Origin of the sequence: Aerolutibacter ruishenii (genome assembly GCF_007830115.1) — a bacterium.
GTDB lineage: Bacteria > Pseudomonadota > Gammaproteobacteria > Xanthomonadales > Xanthomonadaceae > Aerolutibacter > Aerolutibacter ruishenii.
Genome location: NZ_VLKP01000019.1, coordinates 1 through 21,736, shown reverse-complemented (window position 1 = coordinate 21,736; position 21,736 = coordinate 1). Strand labels below are relative to the sequence as shown.

The following is a 21,736-nucleotide window of genomic DNA, read 5'->3' as shown; positions in this document are numbered from 1 at the left end:
CTGGAGGATTGCCTAACCCTGTGGCCTGGCCGCCAATGGACTGGATCTGCTAGTGGACGCAACCGGTGTATGCGATCGAGCTGATCGCGATTGAAGTCTTGATATTGGCTAACGGAGTTGGTGATGTCTGATTGCGGCGACTGTGGAAATATCGTGGATGTGGCGTCGATGCAAGCCTCACAGCGACGCACCTTGAAAATCGTGCTGGCCATCAATCTCGCCACCTTCGTCATGATGATGGGCGCGGCTTGGTTCAGCCGTTCTTCCTCACTGCTGTCAGGTGGGCTGGACAACCTTGGCGATGCCCTCACGTACGCGGTCAGCCTGGCCGTCGTTGGCTCGTCCCTGCAGACCAAAGCCAAAGTTGCCTTCCTCAAAGGGCTGCTGATCCTGGGCGCAGCAGTTGCGGTCGCGGCCCAGATCGCGTGGCGGCTCAAGAACCCCGGCGTGCCTGTATTCGAGGCGATGGGACTGGCGGGGGTGCTGAACCTGTCCGCCAACGCATTCTGCCTCTGGCTGCTGACCCCGCATCGAAACGGCGACATCAACCTGTCCTCCGCCTGGGAGTGCTCCCGGAACGATATCTATGAAGGCTGCGCGGTCTTGCTGGCGGCTATTGCGGTGTGGGTGTTCGGGGCGGGCTGGCCAGACTTGGTAATCGCCTCCGCCTTGCTGCTGCTGTTTCTGCGATCCGCCGTTCGAGTGATGCGCGGTGCGCTGCAGGAACTCCGGGGCACCAGATGCGTGCCGTGCCAGGAAGAGAGTGGCGGGCCTGCAGTCGGTTGAGGTCTTCGACCGGCGTTGTAATTGTATCCGGATACGCGAGACTGATATTTTGCGAAAGATGTACCGCGCCCTTCCCCGACTGAGAGGCTTTATCGCCGCGCTGCTTGTCGCAGTGATGGTGATCGTGCCTGTGGCCGATGCTTTCGTTTGCTCGTTCGAAGTCGACACTCACGCAGCGAGCGATCACGCTGGACCTGCGCCCCAGGATGAGGCTGGTGAGGGCGACGCTCCGGAAAGCGCGCATGGTGGTTGTGTCCACAACCATTGCCATCATTCGACAGCCAATTTCTTTGGCAGTGCCGCCGTTGTTTACCCCGCCGCGCACGTCGTTCAGCACGCACAGCATGACCCAGGTCGTGCATCTGCGCTGTCCGAAGGACCGATGAGACCTCCGCAGAGCTGACGTGCCGTGCCCGTAAGGACGGGCTCCCACGTCAACTTTTGCTTCTGGAGTTCCCATGCTCACGCAACTTGTCCGACCGCTCCTGGCGGTCGGGTTGCTGGTGACTGCCTTGCTGTTCGCCTCGCCCTCGTTGGCGGTCGAACCGGTCGTCGATACCGCCCCGACCTACGAAGATCTGATCGCTCGACTCGACGCACTGCCGTCATCGCTCGAGGCCGTTGCCCGATACGACGCGGCCGTCGCCCGCGCCGACCAGGCGCGCGCCTTGCCCAACCCCTCCATCGCGTACGACATGGAGAACGTTTACGGCACCGGTCCGTACAACGGCATCGGCAACGCCGAAACGACCCTGTCGGTCAACCAACCTCTCGAACTGTTCGGCCAGCGAAGCGCCCGGGTCCAGGCGGCGCGCTCTGACGCCGATGCTGCGGGCCTGCGACGCGAACAAGTCCGCTGGCAGGTCGCAGCTCAGGTGGCGCTGGTCTACGCGGAGGCCGAAGCCGCGGCACGGCGACACGAGCTCGCGGCCGAGGCCCTTTCCCTGGCCGAGCAGGATGCGCGCGGGGTCGCCGCCATGGTCGAACAAGGGCGTGAAGCCACCCTGCGGGACATCCAGGCGCAGAGTGAGGTCGCGTCCGCCAGGGCTGCGGTTGATGAGGCCAGCGCCCTTCGGGACGCCGCCTTTGCGCGGCTGTCGGCGATAGCCCTGCTCGACCGGCCGGTCCAGGCAATCGGCGCGAGCCTGCTTGATCGCGCGCCGGGGACGCCGCAAGCAGGCGACGCCGATCCGTTGGCGGTCCAGGTCGCCCAGGCTGAACTCGTCACCGCCGGTCGGCTGGTGACGGTCGAAAGGCGCCGTGCCCGCCCGGATGTCAACGCCTCTCTTGGCATGCGCCGATATCGTGACACCGGCGATGAGGCGTTCACGGTCGGCATCGAACTGACCGTCCCGCTGTTCGATCGCAACCGGGGCGGTATCCGCGCTGCCTACGCTGAGGAGCGAGCCGCCGAAGCCCGACTGATCGCGCAGCAGCAGGAAGCGCGAGCAGGCCGGTTTGCCGCCGTGGCGGCGCTTGCCGCGTCCGGCAGCCGCACGCGCGCCGCCGACAACGGCGTCGCAGCCGCCGAAGAGGCCTATCGCCTGTCCCGCATCGGCTTCGAGGCCGGCCGTATCTCGCAGCTGGAACTTCGCAGCACACGTGCGGCGCTGATCGCCTCGCGCAACGCCGCCGTGGACGCGCGGATCGCGCGAGTCCGTGCCGAAATCGACCTGGCGCGCCTGGAAGGCCGCGCCCCGTTTGGAGATTCCCGATGAAAACCGATACCAGGCGACTGATGATGTTCGCTGCGGCGCTCGTGTTCGCCGTCCTCGCAGGCTACGGCCTTGCGAAGCTCACCGGCGGGCAGGACGCTGGCCCCAGCCCTGCGGGTCATGTCGATGGTGGCGGCCAAGGCGAACATGGCGATCAGGGCGAACATGGCGATGAAGAGGCCGAGGGCGAAGAAGGCTTGGTGGTCCTCACGCAACCGCAGATCGAAGCGTCGGGCATCCAGGTCGTGGCTTTGGGCCGCGGCGGTGGCGGCGAGACACGCCTGAGCGGTCGCGTCGAGTCCGCCGTTGGCGCCCGCGCTGCCGTTGCCGCCTCCGTTGGCGGCCGCGTTGAGCGCGTCGTCGTGGCGCCTGGCACCCCCGTGCGCGCCGGCCAGCCGCTCGCCGTGATCGTCAGCGGCGAAGCGGCGACCATGCGGGCAAGCGCCGATGCCGCACGCGCGGAGGCCCAGGCGGCCCGGTTGGTGTACCAGCGCGACCAGTCCCTGGTCACCCAGGGCGTGGTCGCACGGCAGGAACTCGAAGCCTCGCGCGCGCGCTCGCTGGCGGCCGATGCGACTGCCCGGGCTGCCGCGGCGCAGGTCGCCGCGGCCGGCTCACCGGATGCAGGCGGCCGCGTGACCATCACCACTCCCGTGGCCGGCATCGTCGGCGCGGTGCAGGTGACGCCAGGCGGCTTCGTCGCCGCGGGTGACCTCGTGGCGAACGTGTCCGATCCTGCGCAGACCGAACTGGTCTTTTCCGCGCCGCCCGCGCTCGCCGCGCAGATCGCGCCTGATGCGCGCATCGAAGTTACCGGGGCCACCGGGAGCTTCAGCGCCGTCGTGATCGGCGTGGCCGCCGACGTACGCGAACAGGGCGGCATGGCGATCATCCGTGCACGCCCTGAATCCGGGATGCTGCCGCCAGCGGGTTCACCGGTGTCCGGTGTCGTGGTGGCGGCAGGCCAGGACGACACGCTGACCGTGCCGGTCGATGCCGTGCAGACGGTGGAAGGTCGCTCGGTTGTGTTCGTGACCGATGAAAAAGGCTTCCGCGTAACCCCTGTGCTCGCAGGCCGCCGCGCAGGCGACCGCGTCGAGATCCTCAACGGGCTGTCGGGCGACGAGCGCGTCGCTGGCAGCAACGCGTTCCTGCTGAAAGCCGAACTCGCCAAGGGCGAGGCCGAACACGGCCACTGAGGACCCGACATGTTCAAGATCATTATCGAAACAGCGGTCCGCTTCCGATGGGCCGTGGTCTTCGCCGCGGCGGTCATCGCTGTCTACGGCTTGTTCCAGCTCGGCAGGCTGCCCGTCGATGCGGTTCCGGACATCACCAACCGGCAGGTGCAGATCAACACCATTGCGCCCGCGCTCGCCCCGGGCCAGATCGAACGCCAGATCACCTATCCGCTTGAAACCGCGCTGGCGGGCATCCCCGGACTGACCAGTACGCGCTCGCTCTCGCGCAACGGGTTCTCGCAGGTTACGGCGATCTTTACCGACCAGACCGACATCTACTTCGCGCGCCAGCAGGTGGCCGAGCGCATGCGCGAGGTGCAGGAGGATCTTCCCGAGGGCGTGACGCCGATGATGTCGCCGGTCACCACGGGCCTCGGCGAGGTGTTGATGTGGACGGTTGACTACGTGCCGTTCGACCCGGCGAACGTCAGTAAGCCGAACGAGCCCGGCTGGCAGGCCGAAGAGGTCTACCTGACTCCGGAAGGCAACCGGCTTGCGACGGCACAGGAGCGCGCAACCTACCTGCGAACGGTGCAGGACTGGATCATCGCACCGCAGATGCGCTCCACCGCCGGCCTTGCCGGTGTCGATACGATCGGCGGCTACGTCAAGGAATACGCCGTCCGCCCGAATGCCGAGCGGCTGGCGGCCTACGGTATCGGCCTGGGCGAGCTGGTGCAGGCTCTGGAACGCGCCAACGTCCAGGCCGGTGCGGGCATCGTCCAGCGCGCTGGCGAGGGCCTGATCGTTCGCGCAGATGCGCTGGCGCAGACCGTCGACGATCTGGCACAGGCGCCGGTCGCCAACCGCGACGGCCTTGTGATCCGCGTCGCGGACGTGGCCAGCGTCGGCATCGGACAGGCGCCACGGCTGGGTGCCGCGACGCAGGACGGCCACGAAGCGGTGCTCGGGACGGCGTTGATGATCGCCGGCGGCAACAGCCGCACGGTGGCACTCGCGGCCGCGGAGCGCCTGACCGAAGTCAACCGCTCACTGCCCCCGGGCATCGTCGCCGAGCCGGTGCTCGACCGGAGCGTGCTGGTCAATTCCACGGTCAGGACGGTAGCCAAGAACCTGACCGAAGGGGCACTGCTCGTCATCGTGGTGCTGTTTCTGCTGCTGGGCAACATACGGGCGGCGGCGATCACCGCACTGGTGATCCCGCTGTCGTTCCTGTTCGCGGTGATCGGCATGAACCGCTTCGGGATCAGCGGCAATCTGATGAGCCTGGGCGCACTCGACTTCGGCATCCTCGTCGACGGTGCGGTGATCGTGATCGAGGCCACCCTGCTCATGCTCGGCCAGAAACGGGCCGAACTGGGACGCGCACTGTCCGCAGGCGAGCGAGTGGGCGTGGCGATCCGGGCAGCACGCAAGATGGTGCGACCGGCGGCGTTTGGTCAGCTCATCATCCTGCTGGTGTTCGCGCCGATCCTCACGCTGGAGGGCGTGGAGGGCAAGACGTTCCAGCCGATGGCCGCGACCTTCATGCTCGCCCTGGTCGGCGCGTTCATTCTCTCTTTCACCTTCGTGCCGGCGATGGCCGCGCTGTTCGTGCGTGATCCCAAGCCCCGGCCCGCGCAAGCAGCGCCGCGTGACGAAGGCGAGCACGACGGCGAACACGAGACCCGAATCATCCGTTTCGTGCGTGGCAAGGCCGAACCGGTCATCCGCGCTGCGGTGATGCGGCCGCGCCGCGTGCTGATCGGCGCCGTCGCCATGCTTGTCATTGGCTTCACCGCATTCGTCTCGCTGGGCCGCGAATTCATGCCGACCCTTGACGAGGGCAACCTGGCGATGCAGGCCTTGCGGGTGCCTTCTGCTTCGCTGGAGCAGTCGCTGGCGATGCAACTTGCGCTGGAGAAAGCCATCACCAGCGAGCCGGAGGTCGAGACGATTTTCACGCGGACAGGCACGGCCGAGGCCGCAATCGATCCGATGCCGGTCAACATCTCCGATAGCGTGATCGTCCTCAAACCAAAAGCCGAGTGGCCGGACAGGTCGCTCGACAAAGAGGCGCTGCTCGGCCGACTTGAGTCCATTGTCGACAAACAGATCGGCAATGCATTCGAGTTCAGCCAACCCATCGAACTACGCTTCAACGAGCTGATTTCCGGCGTGCGTACCGACCTTGCCGTGATGGTGTACGGCGACGACTTCGACGTGCTGCAGCCTGTCGCGGAACGCATCTCGGTCCAACTGCGCGGCATCGACGGCGCAGCCGACGTTCGCGTGGAGCAGGTTTCTGGCTTGCCTACGTTGACCGTGCGGGTCGATCATGCGGCCGCGGCGCAGTACGGCCTGAGCGCGGCGGACATCAGCGAGGCGCTGGCGACTGGCGTTGGTGGTACCACGGCCGGTCAGATCTTCGAGGGCGATCGCCGCTTCGATGTGGTGGTGCGGTTCGAAGAGGACGCACGCAACGATCCGGCGCAGCTCGCCGCCTTGCCGGTGGTCGCGCCCGACGGCACCGTGGTTCCGCTGTCCTCGGTCGCGCGCATCGATGTCAGCGAAGGTCCCAACCAGATCAGTCGCAACAACGGCAGCCGCCGCATCGTGGTCCAGGCCAACGTGCGGGGTCGGGATCTGGGCGGCTTCGTCGAGGAAGCACAGGCTGCCGTTGCGGGCGTTTCCTTGCCCAGTGGCGTCTACCTGGACTGGGGTGGCCAGTTCGAGAACCTGCAGCGTGCCGAAGCACGTCTGGCTCTGGTGATCCCCATTGTGTTCCTGATGATCGGCAGCCTGCTCTACATGGCACTCGGGTCGATCCGCGAGGCAGCGCTGGTGTTCCTCTGCGTGCCGCTGGCGCTGGTCGGCGGCGTCCTGGCACTGCTGGTGCGCGGCATGCCGTTTTCGGTGACGGCGGCGGTGGGCTTCATCGCCGTCTCCGGTGTTGCCACGCTCAACGGCCTGGTTCTGATGCAGGCCATCCGCGAACGGCTCGAGGCTGGAGATGCGCCACTGGAAGCGGCGACCACCGGCGCCGCCAACCGTCTGCGCGCCGTGCTCACGACGGCGCTGGTGGCCATCGTCGGCTTCATTCCAATGGCGATCGCGGTCGGTGCCGGCGCCGAAGTGCAGAAGCCGCTGGCCACCGTCGTCATCGGCGGGCTGATCACGGCGACCGTGCTGACGCTGCTGGTGCTGCCCACCTTCGCGGCGCGGGCCATCGCGCATCGTCCGAAGCGGCACGCGACATGACCCCGAATCTGGCCCGGCAAAGGAGTGTTCTACGGCAGGTCTTGCTGTGGAACCTCGCGCTGTTCGCAGGACTGGGAGTGGCGGGCTGGGTGGCCGATTCCAGCGCGCTGCTCGCCAATGCCCTCGACAACGGTTCGGACGCAGCCGTCTATCTGCTGAGCTACCTTGCCCTCGAGCGCCGACCCGCCTGGAAGCGGGGAGCGGCGAACGTGTCGGGGGTCCTTCTGTTGATCTTCGCGGGTATGGTGCTGGCGGACGTGGTCCGGCGATGGATGTATGGGGCCGAGCCGCTCGGCCCCGTCATGATCGGACTGGCGCTCGTCGCCGGAGCCATCAATCTGTGGTGCCTGGTGCTGCTGCGCCGCCTCCGTTCCGACGACGTGAACATGAAGGCGGCCGAAACCTTCAGCTTCAACGACTTCATTTCGAATGGCGGCGTAGTCGTGGCGGGTGTTCTGGTGCTCTGGCTCGGTTCGTCCTGGCCGGATCTGGTGGCGGGTGCATTGATTGCTGGTGTCGCGTTCAAAGGCGGCATCGAGATCCTGCAAAGCGTCCACGAAGACAAGCGATCCGATGGATAGAGTTCGGCTGCGCCGTCGTTGCCTGCCGACGGGTGTATGCACAAAACGCTTGCGCAGGCAAGACACCAGCCCTGGAATCGAGGGAGAACGATGATGACCGGGAAGCTCCGCATCGACCTGCAGATCCTGCTACCGCAGGTGCCGGACGAGTCCGACGCCTGCGTCAGGCGGCTGATCCACGATTTGGAAAGCCGCGATGGCATTGTGCAGGTGCACTTGCGCCCGGGATCGGACGGCACGCCGACGCAGTTGTGCGTCCACCATGACCCGGACGTCGTGCCACTCGCCCGCATCCGCGAGGTGGTCGAGCGTGCCGGCGCGGCGATCAGCGAACGCTACGGTCATGCCCTGTGGGAAGTGAAGGGCATTGGCCACCAGCGTCGTGCGCGCACCGTCGGCGAGCAACTCAGGTCGCTCGAGGGTGTGCTGGAAGCCGAGGCCAGTGCGGCGGGCATCGTCCATGTCGAGTTCGACCGCCGAGAGGTGTCCGAAGCGCGCATCCTGAAGGTGTTGGCCGGCATGCAGGTCGTTCCGGTCAGGACCCCGGGTGAGGATCAACCTGCACATGGAGGAGATGACGTGCGCCACGCGCACCGCGAGGGCGGTGACCATGTCCACGGCACGGGTGGCGGGGCGCACGCACATGGGGGGCTACTGGGCCCGAACACCGAGCTGATCTTTGCGCTGACCTGCGGCACCTTGCTGCTCGCCGGCTTCCTGGTGGACAAGTTTGTTGCTGGCGCGCCCGCCTGGCTGCCGTTGGCCTGTTATGTCGCGGCGTACTTTTTTGGCGGCTTCTACACGCTGCGCGAGGCGTTCGACAACCTGCGCCTGAAGCGTTTCGAGATCGACACGTTGATGTTGGTGGCGGCGGCAGGTGCGGCCGCGCTCGGCTCGTGGGCCGAGGGCGCGTTGCTGTTGTTTCTGTTCAGTCTCGGACACGCCCTGGAGCATTACGCGATGGGCCGGGCGAAGCGCGCCATCGAGGCCCTGGCCGAACTCGCCCCGCCCACCGCGACCGTACGACGCGACGGCCGGATCCAGGAGATCGCGGTCGAAGAACTGCTGGTTGGCGATGTGGCTCTGGTCAAGCCGAACGAACGCCTGCCCGCCGACGGCTTTCTCGTACTCGGCACCTCCAGCGTGAATCAGGCGCCGGTGACCGGCGAGAGCATCCCGGTCGACAAGCGGCCCGTGGATGATCCCGCGACCGCGCGCACCCGACCGGATAGCGTGGATGCGGCCTCGCGGGTGTTCGCGGGGACGATCAACGGCAGCGGCGCCATCGAGGTGGAGGTCACGCGCAAGTCCACCGATTCGGCCTTGGCGCGCGTGGTCCAGATGGTCAGCGAGGCCGAGACACGTAAGTCGCCGACCCAGCGCTTCACCGACCGGTTCGAGCGCATCTTCGTACCTGCGGTGCTGGTCTTGGCCTTCCTGCTGCTGTTCGCGTGGGTAGTCGTCGACGAACCCTTTCGCGACAGCTTCTACCGCGCGATGGCGGTGCTGGTGGCCGCCAGTCCCTGCGCGCTGGCCATTGCGACGCCCAGCGCGGTGCTGTCAGGCATTGCCCGCGCGGCCCGCGGTGGTGTGCTGATCAAGGGCGGTGCGCCTTTGGAAGAACTCGGTTCGCTCAGCGCGATGGCCTTCGACAAGACGGGCACCCTGACCGAAGGGCGTCCGCGCATCACCGATGTCATCCCCGTTGACGGAGTAACGGAAGAGGAACTGCTCACCGTTGCAACCGCAGTCGAATCGCTCAGCGACCATCCGCTGGCCGCAGCGATCGCCCGGGATGGCCGCGAGCGACTCGGCGGACGTGAGATCCCCTCTGCCAGCGACCTCGAAAACCTGGTCGGACGGGGCGTCACCGCCACCTTCGACAGTGAGACGGTGTGGATTGGCAAGGCCGAGATGTTCGGCACCGAAGGCGTCGCTCCGCTGGGGGAATCGGCGGCTGCCGCCATCGCACAACTTCGCGCTGCAGGGCGCACCTCGATGGTCGTCAGGCAGGGGTCGCGCGATCTCGGGGCCATCGGCCTGCTCGATACCGCGCGGGCGGGTGCGCCTGAAGCGCTGAAGGCACTGCGTGAACTCGGCATCACCCGCATGATCATGATCTCCGGCGACCACCAACGGGTCGCCGAGGCGATCGCCTCGGAAGTCGGCCTTGATGAAGCCTGGGGCGACCTGATGCCCGAGGACAAGGTTGAGGCCATACGCAAGCTGCGCGCGCAGGACAAGGTCGCGATGGTGGGTGACGGCGTCAACGACGCGCCGGCGATGGCCAGCGCCACGGTCGGCATCGCGATGGGCGCCGCTGGTTCGGATGTCGCACTGGAGACCGCGGATGTCGCGCTGATGGCCGACGACCTCCGCCACCTGCCATTTGCGGTGGACTTGAGCCGTCACACGCGCAAGGTGATCCGTCAGAACGTGTTCGTCAGCCTGGGCATTGTCGCATTCCTCGTGCCGGCAACGATCCTGGGCTTGGGGATCGGACCAGCAGTCGCTATCCACGAAGGATCCACCTTGCTCGTGGTGTTCAATGCGCTACGTCTGTTGGCGTACCGAAGCCACGTTGGCTAGACGCGGCAGGGCTCATGAAGAGAGCCTGCGCGCCCTTGACCGCTTTTGCTTCTCGTCAGCACGCTGCCGGCCATGATTCTGACAACCGGAAATGCAGCGCTTACCGTGCGCTAGCACGTGGCGGCACATTCCAGTTTCGTACTGAATGACACCCCTTGGTGCAGGTCTCAGGCAGCTGACACGGGATAAACCACTATTATCCCGCTTAAAAGCACGGTCAAATTACCGCTCGTTCCGTATTTTGATTAGTATGTAATTACGTGGTATGTAATACATTACGAAATAGTCGGAGGGCGCGATGGCACGCGGCGGCCTGTACAAGAGCGACATCCAGAAGGCCCGCGATACGCTGCGGGCGCAGGGCAAGCACCCGTCGGTGGACGCCGTGCGAGTGGCGCTGGGCAACACCGGCTCCAAGACCACGATCCACCGCTATCTGAAAGAGTTGGAGGAAGAGGAAGGGCAAGGCCTTGGCGCCAAAGTCGCAGTCAGCGATGCATTGCAGGATCTCGTCGGCCGGCTCTCCGGGCGCCTGCACGAGGAGGCCGAGGCGGTCGTCGTCGAGGCTCGTCAGCGCTTCGAGGTGCAACTGCAGGAGCGCAGCCAGGCGCTGGAGCGTGCCCAGCAGGAAGCGGCCGCGCTGGGCGCCCAGCTTCAGCGCGTTGAAACCGCCTTGCACGAGGAAAAAACCGTGCACGCCGCTACCCAGCAGGCCTTGGCCGAACGGGTGACGGAGGTCGCGCAGCTCAGCGAACGCATCGCTGGCCTGACCACACGGCTGACAGAGCACGAGGCACACGCGCAGTCACTGGAACAGAAGCACCAGCACGCCCGCGAGGCGCTGGAGCACTACCGGACCTCGGTAAAGGAGCAGCGCGAGCAGGAGCAACGCCGCCACGAGCACCAGGTGCAGGAGCTGCAGGTCGCGCTGCGTCAGGCCAACGAAGCGCTGACCGCCAAAAACCACGAGCTGGTGCAGCTCAACCGCGACAACGGGCAGTGGCTGGAGCGTCACACCCGCCTGGAGCGGGAGCTGGCGCAGATGCGTCAGGCAGCGGACGAGCAGCGGAAGGAACTAGACGCGCTGCGGCTTACAGCTGCCGAGCACCAGGCCCTGCAGACCCGCTGGGCGCAAGATACCCAGACGCTGGAAGCCGCACGGGTGGAATTGGCCAGTGCTCGCGCCGATCTAACGAAGGAGCGGGAGCGTCGCGAACAGGCAGAGGCCGAGGCGTTGCGGGCCGACGTGCGTATGACCACGCTGGAGCAGTTGCTGGCGCAACTGCGACCCGATCGCGCTGACGGAACGAGCGCCCAAAAAAATCCGGCAACCAAATGAATCTACAAGGGAAAACAGATTGTATGGGGCATTTTTACACGTATCTCGGCTGAACCCCATGCACGAAGCGCCGCAAGGGTCCGGAATTGCTCAGAACTCCCCTGCACGATGCAGTACGCCGGAACCCCAGATTTTTCCGACGCTAACCAACTAGCCAAAAACAACCAACTAGGTTATAGTGCGCTTATGGAGAAACGAACCCCGCATTGCAAGCTGGCAGTCGTCAAAGCCTTGGTAGAGGCTGGCAAGGTGCGCACCACGCACGCGGCGCGTACCGGCGCAAACGAGTTGGGACTTGCCTTCTCCGACATGCTGGACGTGGTAATGGCACTGACGCCAGCGGACTTCTACAAGAGCATGACCACCCATGCCGATCACACGGTATGGCAGGACGTGTACCGCCCGAGCACACAGGCGGGTGACGTGTACCTGAAGCTGATGGTCATTGATGACGTGCTGATCGTGTCCTTCAAGGAACTATGACTATGAAATGCCCTGTTTGCGGCGCGGCGGAACTGATACACGACACGCGCGACCTGCCCTACACCTACAAGGGCGAAACCACCATCATTGCAGCGGTGACGGGCGACTTCTGCCCGGCCTGCGCCGAGTCGATCTTGGACGCGGCGGAATCGAACCGCGTCATGCGCGAGATGCGCGCCTTCTCCAAGCAGGTGAACGCGGCCATCGTCGATCCGGGCTTCATCACGGAGGTGCGCAAGAAGCTCGATCTTGACCAGCGCGAAGCCGCCGAAATCTTCGGCGGTGGCATCAATGCCTTCTCGCGCTACGAGAACGGCAAGACCAAGCCGCCGCTGGCTCTGGTCAAGCTGTTCAAGCTGCTGGATCGTCACCCCGATCTGCTCAACGAAGTTAGAACCGCCTGACGACACCCCGCCCGGAATTTTCGGCGGTTCCGGCTTAAGTGGGTTCGCTGTTCCATTGCGCCGGAATGGCGGTCCATGTGCCGCCTTGTCGGCAATCCTATAGTTCTGTGGTGTCCGAAATGGAACGGTTTCGGACAGGTGGTGCGCATGCTGTCCACAAATTATCTTGACATTGTTTCGGACACTGGCGATATTTCGGACACCCTATAAGGACGATTCCGACCCATGCCGCGCACCTTCGCCTATGCCCGCGTGTCCACGACAGGCCAGACGACCGAAAACCAGATTCAGGAGTTCGAGGCCGCTGGCTTCCACGTCGAGCCGCGCCGGATCGTGACTGAGACGGTTTCAGGCAGCACGGCGATTGCGCAGCGTCTGGGGTTCTCAAAGCTCATGGATCGCTTGGAGGCCGGTGACGTGCTCATCGTCACGAAGCTGGATCGGCTTGGCCGCGATGCCATCGATGTCAGTTCAACAGTGAAGACGCTGGCCGGGATGGGCGTGCGCGTGCACTGCCTCGCCCTTGGCGGTGTTGACCTCACCAGTTCGGCGGGCACGATGACGATGAATGTCCTCAATGCAGTGGCGCAGTTCGAGCGGGATTTGCTGATCGAGCGAACGCAATCGGGCCTCAACCGGGCCAAGGCAGCGGGCAAGACACTGGGCCGTCCGGCTACGCTCAGCGAGCAGCAGAAGCAGGCCGTGCGCGACGGACTGGCTGCCGGGGAGAGCGTTTCAGCCCTCGCCCGCAAGCTGGGCACCAGTAGGCAAACGGTGATACGCGCCCGTGCGGCCGACTCCTGATATTCCGTGCAGTCGCCTTCTGAAAATGACAATCCAAGTCAAGGACACGGTATATTTGTCTGGTCAATTGAGCCACGACACAGAAGGAAACTTCGTTGCGCCTGCGCAACTGGACAAGATGGGGAGGCCTGTCGATTACTCGCAAATGGAGCACCAGATTCGTCAGACATATGTCAACGCTAAGAGAATACTTTCCGAGTTTGGCGCGACGCTAGATGACGTTGTGGAAGAGAGCGTATTCGTTCTGGATGTTCCTGCGGGATTCGCTGCCGCGGCGAAGATACGCAAGGAGATGTACGGAACTGACATGCCACAGTGTGCCAGCAGCATCGTCGGCGTCGCAGCACTTGCGCAGCCTGTTCAACTCGTTGAAGTTACGTTTCGCGCGGTGATTGATCCCCCGCAAGGTAACTGAAATACTTAGCGCTGTGCGGTTAGACAGGTTTTGAACACGCCGTGCTTCCGGGGTGGTGACAACATTCCAGTTTGATCACCACTAGCCGATCCGTCTTGCGCATCCAAATGAGGAATTGGTGGCAATTCATTTGCGCTCTTCCTCAGTCCTCACCTCACCAAATGTTAATGCTATTAAAATAGGAGAGTAAACATATCAGTGACCCACTTCACGGCCAAAAATGCTACATATTTCCGCTATCAAGACTAAGAGGTCTTCCTCGGCGACGTGTTGAACGACTACAAGAACGACACGCACAAATGTCAAGGCCGGGGATGAAGTTGCCTTTCATTTTTGCAAGGCTTGAAGTAAATGGTGATTGTTTTGCTTGCAAAGTTGATCACTAAAGCCTGAATCCGTGAGCCCAAGAGTGAAAGGGGCTCACCCTGCGGGTGCGTTCGATTTGAGGTAGTTTGGTAAACGCGAGACAGGTGTGGGGCGTTGATTGGCCTGTTGCAAACGCAGTACATGAGTTCTTCCAATGCGCCCCTTCATCGTCAAGCAGCTCGACTACGACCTCACCCCGGTAGCCGGTCTGGCGCTGGTCGGACATCACCTGAATCGACTCGCGCCAGTGTTCAAGCAACTCGATGCCGCCTTGCCCGTGAGAAATGGCGTTGCCAACAGCGACATCCTGCGCAGCTACCTGGGCCTGCTGGTGCAGGGCAAGAGCGACTTCGATGCGATTGAGAACTTCCGCGGCGATGCCTTCTTCAAGCAGGCGCTGGGCATCCAGCTGTTGCCCTCCAGCCCGACGCTGCGCCAGCGCATGGACACGCGCGCGGACGAGCTGTTTGACTTCCTGGCGACGCTGATCGAGAAGCTGCTGGACAGCACGCGGGTCGACTATGGCGTCTTGCCTTGTGGCTGGCTGCCGCTGGATGTCGACACGTTCGCCATGGACAACGGCGGCACCGCCAAGGACGGCGTAGGACGCACCTACACCGGCGTCGATGGCTACTGCCCGCTGGCCGCGTACCTGGGCTCGAACGGGTTCTGCCTGGAGTTGGCGCTGCGCCCTGGCGTGCAGCATTCGGCACGGGAGACGCAATTCAACTTCGAGCGGGTGATCCCGATGGCGCAGCGCCTGAGCGCGGCGGGTCCGAAGGCGCCGATCCTGGCACGCCTGGACTCTGGCTTCGACTCCACGGAGCTGGTGTGCGAGATGGAGTCGTATAACGCTGCAGGCGTGCCGCAACTGGACTGGCTGATCAAGTGGAACCCGCGCACGACCAACGTGGCGGCGCTGGCCGAGCGCCTTGATGGTGACACCGCCACGATCTGGGAGCATCCCCGCGCGGGCAAGCGCGTGACGCTGTGGGAAGAGGCGCTGCACATCGAAGGCATCGAGCGGCCACTGCGCCGCGTGCTGCGCCTGACTGAACGCACCATCGACGCGAAGGGCCAGTTGCTGATCGAGCCCAAGCTCACGCTGGACGGCTGGAGCACGAGCCTGAGCGCCAAACAGTTCGATGCTAAAGCCATCGTCGCGCTGTACGCCGACCACGGCACGCACGAGCAGTTCCACTCCGAGTTCAAGACCGACCTCGATCTGGAGCGGCTGCCCTCGGGCAAGTTCGATACCAATTACCTGGTGTGCGAGCTCGCGGCGCTGGCCATGAACATTCTTCGCCTGATGGGACAGGCCGGACTGCTGGGGCCCGATGCGCCGGTACGCCATGCGGCCAAGCGCCGGCGCATCAAGACCGTGATGCAGGAACTCATCTACCGCGCCGGGCGCCTCATCGAGCATGGCCGGCGCGTCATCCTCGGACTGGGCGCCAATGATCGCTCGGCCAAGGCCTTCCAGCGGCTGCACGGAGAACTCTTCGCTGCCTGCGGCTAAGCGCAACTGGCCGATCACCGGCCTCACGAAACTCACGGATCCATAAAAATCGCCTGCCCGCGAGGTTGCGGCGTGGGGCAATTGCACGCCAACCCGAACAAGTCGCCCACCAACTCGCGATGCCGACGATCCAGTGCCATCGAGTTGGGTGATGTCATCTCCCAGGCTGTCAAATTGAACGGGCACGACGCAACAAAACAGACCAACCCGAGCATGCGTGCGCCTGGGTGTTGCGCGCAGAGTAAAACTGGGCCACTTCGCGCAAGGTAAATCTGAACCACTTTTCCGTACAGTCTGCCTTTTCCGCGCGAAGGCCGACGATGCTTTTGAAGGAACAGTGGATGCAGATCCATGTGCTCAAGGCCCAAGGGCTGTCGCTGCGCGAGATCGCGCGACGGCTGGGCGTCTCTCGTAATACCGTAACTCGCTACTTGGCTGCGGACGATGTCCCCCGTTACAAGCAGCGTGAGGCTCGCCCGACCAAGCTCGACCCGTTTCACGATTACATCCGCGAGCGCATGCAAGCTGCCTTTCCGGATTGGATCGCGGCGCCCGCGCTATTGCGCGAGCTAAGAGCGCGAGGCTATCAGGGACAGCTGCGCAGTCTCCAAGCCTTCATGCACGCGCATAAGCCTTTGCAAGCGGCTGATCCGATCGTGCGGTTCGAGACCGCGCCGGGTCATCAGATGCAATGCGACTTCGTCGTCTTTCGCCGTGGCGCTGACCCGCTTTACGCTTTTACCGCGATTCTGGGGTTCAGTCGCTGGCGCTGGGCCAGATTCACCACGAACGAGCGGGCGGAAACGCTGATGACCTGCCATCACGCACTGTTCGAGACGTTGGGCGGGGTTCCGCGGGAGATCCTGTACGACAACGCCAAGACTATCGTCGCGTCGCGCGATGCTTACGCAGAGGGCCATCACCGCTGGCATCCCGGCCTCCTGGACCTTGCCAAGCGTTATGGATTCATTCCCCGCCTCTGTCGTCCGTATCGTGCCCAAACCAAAGGCAAAGTCGAACGCTTCCATCGGTACCTGCGTGGCAACTTCTACGTGCCGTTGACCAGTTGGTTGAAGCAGTCGGGCCTGGTGCTGGACGTCGATACAGCTAACGCCGAAGTCGGCAAGTGGCTGCGCGACGTGGCGAACCAGCGTGTGCATCCGGTAACCGGATACGCGCCAGCGGAGTTGTTCACTCAGCGAGAGCGCGCGTTCTTGCGTGAGCTGCCAGCATTCTCCCAGCCCTCCCAGCTCACGAAGGTCACACAAGCTGCTCCGTCGCTGGACGCCACGCTGCAACACCCCCTGTCGGTCTATCAGCAACTTTTGACTGAGGTACGAGCGTGAACCTGCAACAGGAGCGAATTGATGCCCATTGCCAGACGCTCAAGCTCGAGGGCTTGATGCAGGCATACCGCGCAATGGCCAGTGACGCGGTGAACAAGGACTGGAGCTTCATGGACTATCTGGAGCACGTGCTGGAACATGAGCGTGATACCCGCCAAGTCCGCTCACGCCAGACGCTGGTTCGCATGGCCGGGTTCCCAGCGGTCAAGACGCTGGACGAGTACGACTACGGCTTTGCTGTGGGAGCGCCTCGGAAGTTGATCGACGAACTGGCGACGCTGCGGTTCATCGAACGCAGTCAGAACGCCGTGTTGCTTGGTCCCTCCGGCGTCGGCAAGACTCATCTGGCGATTGCCATCGGATACGCCGCCACACAAGCCGGGATCAAGACCAAGTTCATCACCGCCGCCGACCTCATGCTGCAACTCGAGGCCGCCAGGCGTCAGGAGCGATACGACGCCGTCCTGCGACACAACATCCTCGGCCCACGCCTGCTAATCGTTGACGAGATCGGCTACTTACCCCTGTCCGGCGACCAAGCCAGCCACTTCTTCCAGATCGTCGCCAAGCGATATGAACGCGGCTCCATGATCCTCACCAGCAATCTTCCCTTCACCCAATGGGATCAGACCTTCGGCGGCAATACCACGCTGACTGCGGCAATGTTGGACCGGATACTGCATCACGCGCACATCGTCCAAATCAAAGGAGATAGTTATCGGCTGAAACAGCAACGCAAGGCCGGCCACGTGCCCGCCACGAAGAACTAATCAACTGGTTCACATTTACTTTGCGCGCGGGCGCGCGAAGTGGCTCAGATTTGGGCTGCGCTTGACATGGGCTCACGGATTCAGGTAAAGTCGAATGCCGCCTGGATGTTCCGGGCTTTGTAGCTTTGTAGGATTGACGATGCCACTCAAGTTTTCGGGCGTGCTCTGCGCCAGCCTCCTGACCATCACCCTTTCGGTAGCCGCGCATGCAACCGAACTCATCTTGGACTTCAACAAGGTGCAGATGCGCAGCCAACAACTCGCACCTGGGGTGTACGCGCATCTACCGGCAGACTCCGCCGAGCTGAATGCAAAAGGCGGTGTAGCAGGCACCAGCGGTGGCTTGATCGTCGGGACACGTGGCGCGATGCTGATCGAGACCATGCTCAACCGTCGCCTTTTCGATCAGGTCCAAGCACTCGCCAAAAAGGAGGCATTGGGGCTGCCGCTGCTGTACGCAGTCAACACCAGTTATCATGGCGATCACTCGTATGGGAACATGTACCTGAAGGCGCCGACGCGTGTCATCCAAAGCACCAAAACGCGTGATTATGTCGATGGTCACCTCGCCGACGACAAGGCATTCATGGTGAAGAATTTCGGTGCCGGGCGCGGTGTTGAGCAGATCACGGCAAGGACGGGCGACATCCTCGTGCCTCCGGGAGGTCGCGTGAGCGTCGACCTTGGCGGCAAGACTGTTGAGATCATCGACTTCGGGTTCGCACAGACCGGCGGGGACCTGTTCGTCTGGGAGCCGCAATCCAAAGTTATGTGGACAGGCAACGCAGTGGTCGCCAGCAAGCCAGCTCTACCTTGGCTGCCCGATGGCAAGCTGGTAGAGACGTTGGCGACGCTACAGAAAGTCTACGATTTTCTACCGCCTGATGCCACCATCGTCCCTGGACATGGTGTACCCATGGCCCGCGAAGGCCTGCGCTGGCATCTGGACTACCTCGCAGCCGTGCAAGCAGGCGTCAAGGATGCTTTGGCTCGCAAACTGAGCCTCGAACAGACAGTGACCGAACTCAAGATGCCGGAGTTCCGCGGCTACGTACTGTTCGACTGGGTTCATCCAGATCTCAACGTCCCCGCTGCTTACAAGGATCTCGCAGCCAGGCCTTGATCCTGCTCGAATCCATCAGCAACCTGGTCGCTTCTCTGTCACAGAGGAAAGGGAAACTTCTCCACGGCAGGGAGGAAGCTCGGCCTCTCGGCTTCCGCTGTCGGCAAGGCGGTGGACCGCTTAAAACAGCGCGTGGGAACAAGACTTCTCACTTGCACCACTCGAAACCGGCTCGGTGCTCATGGGACTGCCGGCCCACTTTACGTCTGGCAAAGAAGCACCCCGATGGAGGGGCCGAGCGTGGACTAACTGGCATCCGAAATGATCGAGAAGCGCGCCATCTGTCGCGTGATGAGGCCGTTCGTCACCACGAAGGTGTCGGTGCCGAACTTGATGCCGTTGGAGTTTCCACCAAGGCGTACCCGGCGCGTTAAACCTTGCGGCCCGATAGTTGGTCGAGTAAGCGTAGAAGGCCGGACTGTTGATTTCCATTTAGAAGTGACCCGCTAACCCCGCCGGGTCAGCGGGAGTCCTCCATCAACGCTCTCGGACGGCCAATCAGCTGGGCAGATTCCGGCGCGGATTCGCCAGCCTTGGCCGCCGAGAGCATATGCTATGCAAGCCGCGCGTAAGGCGTCGAGGCCCGTCTTGATGTACGTAAGAGGGAAATCATGAAGTGGACTGAAGAGGAAATTGCTGCGGCTGTTAGCGAAGGGACTCTCAATGCCTTGTCGTTGGACACGTCCGTGTTCGATGGCGAGCGCAATCGATTCGAGCATGGACTGCTTGTTCGCCTGCGCCAGTTCAAGGATACCGATGTGAGTGTGGTACTGGCTGAAGTCGTCAGACGCGAAGTGCAAGCGCACGTTGCGAAGGCCGCGGCAGAAGATCAAGACAAACTTCGTGCGGCCCTGCGCGGTATCGGGCTAACTTGGCAGATCGATTCAGAGCGTCGGGATTCGGCGTTCAAAACTGCATGCGGAGATGAAGCTCCGGTTGCGTTCGCTGAGCGGCGTGTGAGCCAGTTCTTGGCTGACAGCGGGATCGAGATCATTGACAGCGCTGGGAGAGTCCGCGTGGAAGATTTGCTACGTGACTATTTCATGGCCAAAGCGCCGTTCGGTAAAACAGCTGACAAGAAAAATGAGTTTCCTGACGCCATCACTGTGTTTTGACAGCAATCAGCTTGATTGAGGTGAGGGATATAAGCCCGCCAGGCGAGCATGCAAAGCTGTTCTGGTCCGAGCCCCAAACCGGGTTCACCAGTGGTCTGCCGGCGAAAGCGCCGAAGCCCGAACCCGTCAATCACTGGCAACGGGCGGTCCAAGCTATCAGTGAGGCGATCATTGAAGCGCGGCACAACCCCGAGACGGCGCGCTCGCTGTTCGCCTTGGCTTCCTATGGTCGGCGCGACCCAGCTTCCCTGGAACAGTTGCGAGCCACCTTTGCAAAGGAAGGCATCCCCCCGGAATTTCTGTCACATTACGAGCCTGATGGACCCTTTGCATGTCTTAGACAGAATGACGGGTTAAGTGACAAATTTTGACGGCCAGAATTTTCCGGCGCACACTGTCACATAATCGAACGTATATGTGACAGGGGCAACATGCTAATTGGCTACATGCGGGTATCGAAGGCGGACGGCTCCCAGGCCACCGACTTGCAGCGCGACGCGCTGATCGCTGCCGATGTCGATCCGGCGCATCTCTACGAAGACCAGGCATCGGGCAAGCGCGAGGACCGACCCGGCTTGGTGAGTTGCCTGAAGGCGCTGCGAGAGGGGGATACGCTGGTCGTGTGGAAACTGGACCGGCTCGGGCGTGACCTACGCCACCTGATCAACACCGTGCACGACATGACCGGGCGCGGCATCGGCCTGAAAGTGCTGACCGGCCACGGCGCTGCCATCGATACCACGACCGCCGCTGGCAAGCTGGTCTTCGGTATCTTCGCCGCGCTGGCCGAGTTCGAGCGCGAGCTGATCTCAGAACGTACCGTCGCCGGCCTAAATTCTGCAAGGGCTAGAGGCCGAAAAGGCGGTCGGCCCTTCAAGATGACGGCAGCCAAGCTGCGTTTGGCGATGGCGGCGATGGGGCAGCCGGAAACCAAGGTCGGTGATCTGTGCCAGGAACTCGACATCACGCGACAGACCTTGTACCGGCATATTTCACCGAAAGGCGAGCTGCGGCCAGACGGCGCGAAGCTTCTCGGCCGAGTTTGACGCCGACACGAGGATGGTCGGCCTGACGCCCAGTTGTGGCATGGCTCAAGTGGGAATTTTGAACCGGGAGACTTAGTTTTGCTGCATTGCCGTCTGACGAGACGAACGCAAATTGATCGTGAAGGCCACTACAACGATGACTAACACGGCGAACTGCGCTGAGAGTGTTTGCCACGACGGATAGATGCCTAGTAGGTCGATGCGTGGGATCGCAATCGGGCTGGTATGCAACAACCCGGCCTCTTGCAGTCCCGCAATACCCTTTCCCGCCAAGACCACGGCAAGTATGGCCACCAGCAGTGAGCTGGCAGCGAAGAACTGGCCAATCGGCAGGCGCGCACTGGTGCGCAGCAGCACGGCTGCAAGCAGGGCCAGGATTCCCATGCCGGTGCCCAAGCCTGCCAGCAGGGGCCAGCCATTTCCCTCTGTCCAGAGCGCAGCATAGAACAGCACCGTCTCAAACACTTCACGGTAGACGGCAACGAAGGCCAGCGAAAACAAGAACCAAGCCGTGCGTTTGTTGAGCGCCGAGGACAGCTTTTCCTTGAGATAGACCTGCCAGCGGCCAGCAACGCTCTTCTGGTGCATCCACATGCCCACACCCAGCAAGACCACGGCAGCAAAGAGTGACGAGAACCCTTCCGTCAGTTCGCGGCTCGCCCCGCTGACGCCCACCAAGTAGGTTGCCACGGCCCATGTAATGCCGCCTGCGGCCAGCGCGGACGCCCAGCCTGCATGCACGTAGATCAATACGTCTTTCCGTTCGGCTTTCTTGAGAAATGCAAGCATGGCAACGACGGGGGTCAGCCGAGATACGTGTAAAAACAGTGCACAAACGCGGTTTTAGCGTTCTGTATCAAACGCTTAGGCCGGTTTCGCTGCGCCGCAGCAAT

Annotated in this window: 20 protein-coding genes and 1 pseudogene; 19 read left to right on the top strand and 2 right to left on the bottom strand. The window is 63.0% G+C overall.

The annotated features are described in order from the left end of the window. Nucleotides 1-123: 123 nt before the first annotated feature. From IP93_RS15160 to IP93_RS15140, 5 genes are all read left to right on the top strand, one after another. Entirely contained in the window at nt 124-786 is a 663-nt protein-coding gene (locus tag IP93_RS15160) for a cation efflux transmembrane domain-containing protein (protein ID WP_096009587.1), read from the top strand. A 458-nt stretch (nt 787-1,244) separates the two neighbouring features. Continuing rightward, entirely contained in the window at nt 1,245-2,504 is a 1,260-nt protein-coding gene (locus IP93_RS15155) for a TolC family protein (protein ID WP_144817109.1), read from the top strand. After that, nucleotides 2,501-3,700: an efflux RND transporter periplasmic adaptor subunit gene (locus tag IP93_RS15150; RefSeq protein ID WP_096009483.1), complete on the top strand. Its 1,200-nt coding sequence runs from the start codon at nt 2,501-2,503 to the stop codon at nt 3,698-3,700. Before IP93_RS15155 ends, IP93_RS15150 begins: the two co-directional genes overlap by 4 nt. A 9-nt stretch (nt 3,701-3,709) precedes the next feature. Further along, entirely contained in the window at nt 3,710-6,943 is a 3,234-nt protein-coding gene (locus IP93_RS15145; protein ID WP_144817107.1) for an efflux RND transporter permease subunit, read from the top strand. Then, on the top strand, nt 6,940-7,524 hold the full coding sequence (locus IP93_RS15140) for a cation efflux transmembrane domain-containing protein (RefSeq protein ID WP_096009485.1): 585 nt from the start codon (nt 6,940-6,942) through the stop codon (nt 7,522-7,524). The genes IP93_RS15145 and IP93_RS15140 overlap by 4 nt, the downstream gene beginning before the upstream one ends. Before the next feature lie 129 nt (nt 7,525-7,653). On the opposite strand, the gene IP93_RS15960 is transcribed toward IP93_RS15140, so the two are convergent. Next, entirely contained in the window at nt 7,654-8,142 is a 489-nt protein-coding gene (locus IP93_RS15960) for a hypothetical protein (protein WP_242006893.1), read from the bottom strand. Between the two features lie 81 nt (nt 8,143-8,223). Here IP93_RS15960 and IP93_RS15135 point away from each other — a divergent pair, with 81 nt between their 5' ends. The 14 genes and pseudogenes from IP93_RS15135 to IP93_RS15070 all read left to right on the top strand — a co-directional run bounded on the left by IP93_RS15135 (nt 8,224) and on the right by IP93_RS15070 (nt 20,843). Beyond that, nucleotides 8,224-10,113 (top strand): heavy metal translocating P-type ATPase, encoded by a 1,890-nt coding sequence (locus tag IP93_RS15135; protein ID WP_242006892.1) that lies wholly within the window; start codon nt 8,224-8,226, stop codon nt 10,111-10,113. A gap of 298 nt (nt 10,114-10,411) precedes the next feature. Next, nucleotides 10,412-11,452, top strand: a complete 1,041-nt coding sequence (locus tag IP93_RS15130; protein ID WP_096209258.1) for a DNA-binding protein — start codon at nt 10,412-10,414, stop codon at nt 11,450-11,452. 186 nt (nt 11,453-11,638) lie between these two features. Then, nucleotides 11,639-11,935 (top strand): type II toxin-antitoxin system MqsR family toxin, encoded by a 297-nt coding sequence (locus IP93_RS15125; RefSeq protein ID WP_144817106.1) that lies wholly within the window; start codon nt 11,639-11,641, stop codon nt 11,933-11,935. A gap of 2 nt (nt 11,936-11,937) precedes the next feature. Continuing rightward, nucleotides 11,938-12,339 carry a type II toxin-antitoxin system MqsA family antitoxin gene (locus IP93_RS15120; protein WP_144817104.1) on the top strand — a complete coding sequence of 134 codons (402 nt, stop codon included), beginning with the start codon at nt 11,938-11,940 and terminating at the stop codon, nt 12,337-12,339. 225 nt (nt 12,340-12,564) lie between these two features. Next, the gene (locus IP93_RS15115; RefSeq protein ID WP_144817103.1) at nt 12,565-13,143 is read left to right on the top strand and encodes a recombinase family protein; all 579 of its coding nucleotides are present in this window, start codon (nt 12,565-12,567) and stop codon (nt 13,141-13,143) included. 25 nt (nt 13,144-13,168) lie between these two features. Next, nucleotides 13,169-13,558, top strand: coding sequence for a RidA family protein (locus tag IP93_RS15110; RefSeq protein ID WP_144817101.1), 390 nt, complete (start codon nt 13,169-13,171; stop codon nt 13,556-13,558). Between the two features lie 520 nt (nt 13,559-14,078). Continuing rightward, complete coding sequence (locus IP93_RS15105; RefSeq protein WP_144817099.1) at nt 14,079-15,443, top strand: IS1380 family transposase; 1,365 nt, start codon at nt 14,079-14,081, stop codon at nt 15,441-15,443. A gap of 320 nt (nt 15,444-15,763) precedes the next feature. Continuing rightward, nucleotides 15,764-16,789: an IS21-like element ISOcsp1 family transposase gene (gene istA, locus IP93_RS15100; RefSeq protein ID WP_076611615.1), complete on the top strand. Its 1,026-nt coding sequence runs from the start codon at nt 15,764-15,766 to the stop codon at nt 16,787-16,789. After that, the gene (gene istB, locus IP93_RS15095) at nt 16,786-17,559 is read left to right on the top strand and encodes an IS21-like element ISOcsp1 family helper ATPase IstB (protein ID WP_144817098.1); all 774 of its coding nucleotides are present in this window, start codon (nt 16,786-16,788) and stop codon (nt 17,557-17,559) included. The genes istA and istB overlap by 4 nt, the downstream gene beginning before the upstream one ends. A gap of 139 nt (nt 17,560-17,698) precedes the next feature. Continuing rightward, the gene (locus IP93_RS15090) at nt 17,699-18,682 is read left to right on the top strand and encodes an MBL fold metallo-hydrolase (RefSeq protein WP_144817096.1); all 984 of its coding nucleotides are present in this window, start codon (nt 17,699-17,701) and stop codon (nt 18,680-18,682) included. 60 nt (nt 18,683-18,742) lie between these two features. Next, a pseudogene (locus IP93_RS15085) lies at nt 18,743-18,931 on the top strand (helix-turn-helix domain-containing protein); the annotation flags it as partial. A 362-nt stretch (nt 18,932-19,293) separates the two neighbouring features. Beyond that, nucleotides 19,294-19,797 carry a PIN domain-containing protein gene (locus tag IP93_RS15080; protein WP_144817093.1) on the top strand — a complete coding sequence of 168 codons (504 nt, stop codon included), beginning with the start codon at nt 19,294-19,296 and terminating at the stop codon, nt 19,795-19,797. Continuing rightward, a complete protein-coding gene (locus IP93_RS15075; RefSeq protein ID WP_425480059.1) occupies nt 19,794-20,168 on the top strand; it encodes a hypothetical protein in 375 nt (124 codons plus the stop codon). Before IP93_RS15080 ends, IP93_RS15075 begins: the two co-directional genes overlap by 4 nt. Before the next feature lie 60 nt (nt 20,169-20,228). Then, nucleotides 20,229-20,843: a recombinase family protein gene (locus tag IP93_RS15070; protein ID WP_144817092.1), complete on the top strand. Its 615-nt coding sequence runs from the start codon at nt 20,229-20,231 to the stop codon at nt 20,841-20,843. A gap of 72 nt (nt 20,844-20,915) precedes the next feature. Here IP93_RS15070 and IP93_RS15065 read toward each other — a convergent pair whose 3' ends face one another. After that, on the bottom strand, nt 20,916-21,632 hold the full coding sequence (locus tag IP93_RS15065) for an FTR1 family iron permease (protein ID WP_425480058.1): 717 nt from the start codon (nt 21,630-21,632) through the stop codon (nt 20,916-20,918). Between the last annotated feature and the right edge of the window lie 104 nt (nt 21,633-21,736).

Bases quoted from the DNA above. Each gene is read 5' to 3' on its own strand.
- IP93_RS15160 (WP_096009587.1), top strand. From the start codon at position 124: ATGTCTGATTGCGGCGACTGTGGAAATATCGTGGATGTGGCGTCGATG.
- IP93_RS15155 (WP_144817109.1), top strand. From the start codon at position 1,245: ATGCTCACGCAACTTGTCCGACCGCTCCTGGCGGTCGGGTTGCTGGTG.
- IP93_RS15150 (WP_096009483.1), top strand. From the start codon at position 2,501: ATGAAAACCGATACCAGGCGACTGATGATGTTCGCTGCGGCGCTCGTG.
- IP93_RS15145 (WP_144817107.1), top strand. From the start codon at position 3,710: ATGTTCAAGATCATTATCGAAACAGCGGTCCGCTTCCGATGGGCCGTG.
- IP93_RS15140 (WP_096009485.1), top strand. From the start codon at position 6,940: ATGACCCCGAATCTGGCCCGGCAAAGGAGTGTTCTACGGCAGGTCTTG.
- IP93_RS15130 (WP_096209258.1), top strand. From the start codon at position 10,412: ATGGCACGCGGCGGCCTGTACAAGAGCGACATCCAGAAGGCCCGCGAT.
- IP93_RS15125 (WP_144817106.1), top strand. From the start codon at position 11,639: ATGGAGAAACGAACCCCGCATTGCAAGCTGGCAGTCGTCAAAGCCTTG.
- IP93_RS15120 (WP_144817104.1), top strand. From the start codon at position 11,938: ATGAAATGCCCTGTTTGCGGCGCGGCGGAACTGATACACGACACGCGC.
- IP93_RS15115 (WP_144817103.1), top strand. From the start codon at position 12,565: ATGCCGCGCACCTTCGCCTATGCCCGCGTGTCCACGACAGGCCAGACG.
- IP93_RS15110 (WP_144817101.1), top strand. From the start codon at position 13,169: ATGACAATCCAAGTCAAGGACACGGTATATTTGTCTGGTCAATTGAGC.
- IP93_RS15105 (WP_144817099.1), top strand. From the start codon at position 14,079: ATGCGCCCCTTCATCGTCAAGCAGCTCGACTACGACCTCACCCCGGTA.
- istA (WP_076611615.1), top strand. From the start codon at position 15,764: ATGCTTTTGAAGGAACAGTGGATGCAGATCCATGTGCTCAAGGCCCAA.
- IP93_RS15090 (WP_144817096.1), top strand. From the start codon at position 17,699: ATGCCACTCAAGTTTTCGGGCGTGCTCTGCGCCAGCCTCCTGACCATC.
- IP93_RS15080 (WP_144817093.1), top strand. From the start codon at position 19,294: ATGAAGTGGACTGAAGAGGAAATTGCTGCGGCTGTTAGCGAAGGGACT.
- IP93_RS15070 (WP_144817092.1), top strand. From the start codon at position 20,229: ATGCTAATTGGCTACATGCGGGTATCGAAGGCGGACGGCTCCCAGGCC.
- IP93_RS15065 (WP_425480058.1), bottom strand. From the start codon at position 21,632: ATGCTTGCATTTCTCAAGAAAGCCGAACGGAAAGACGTATTGATCTAC.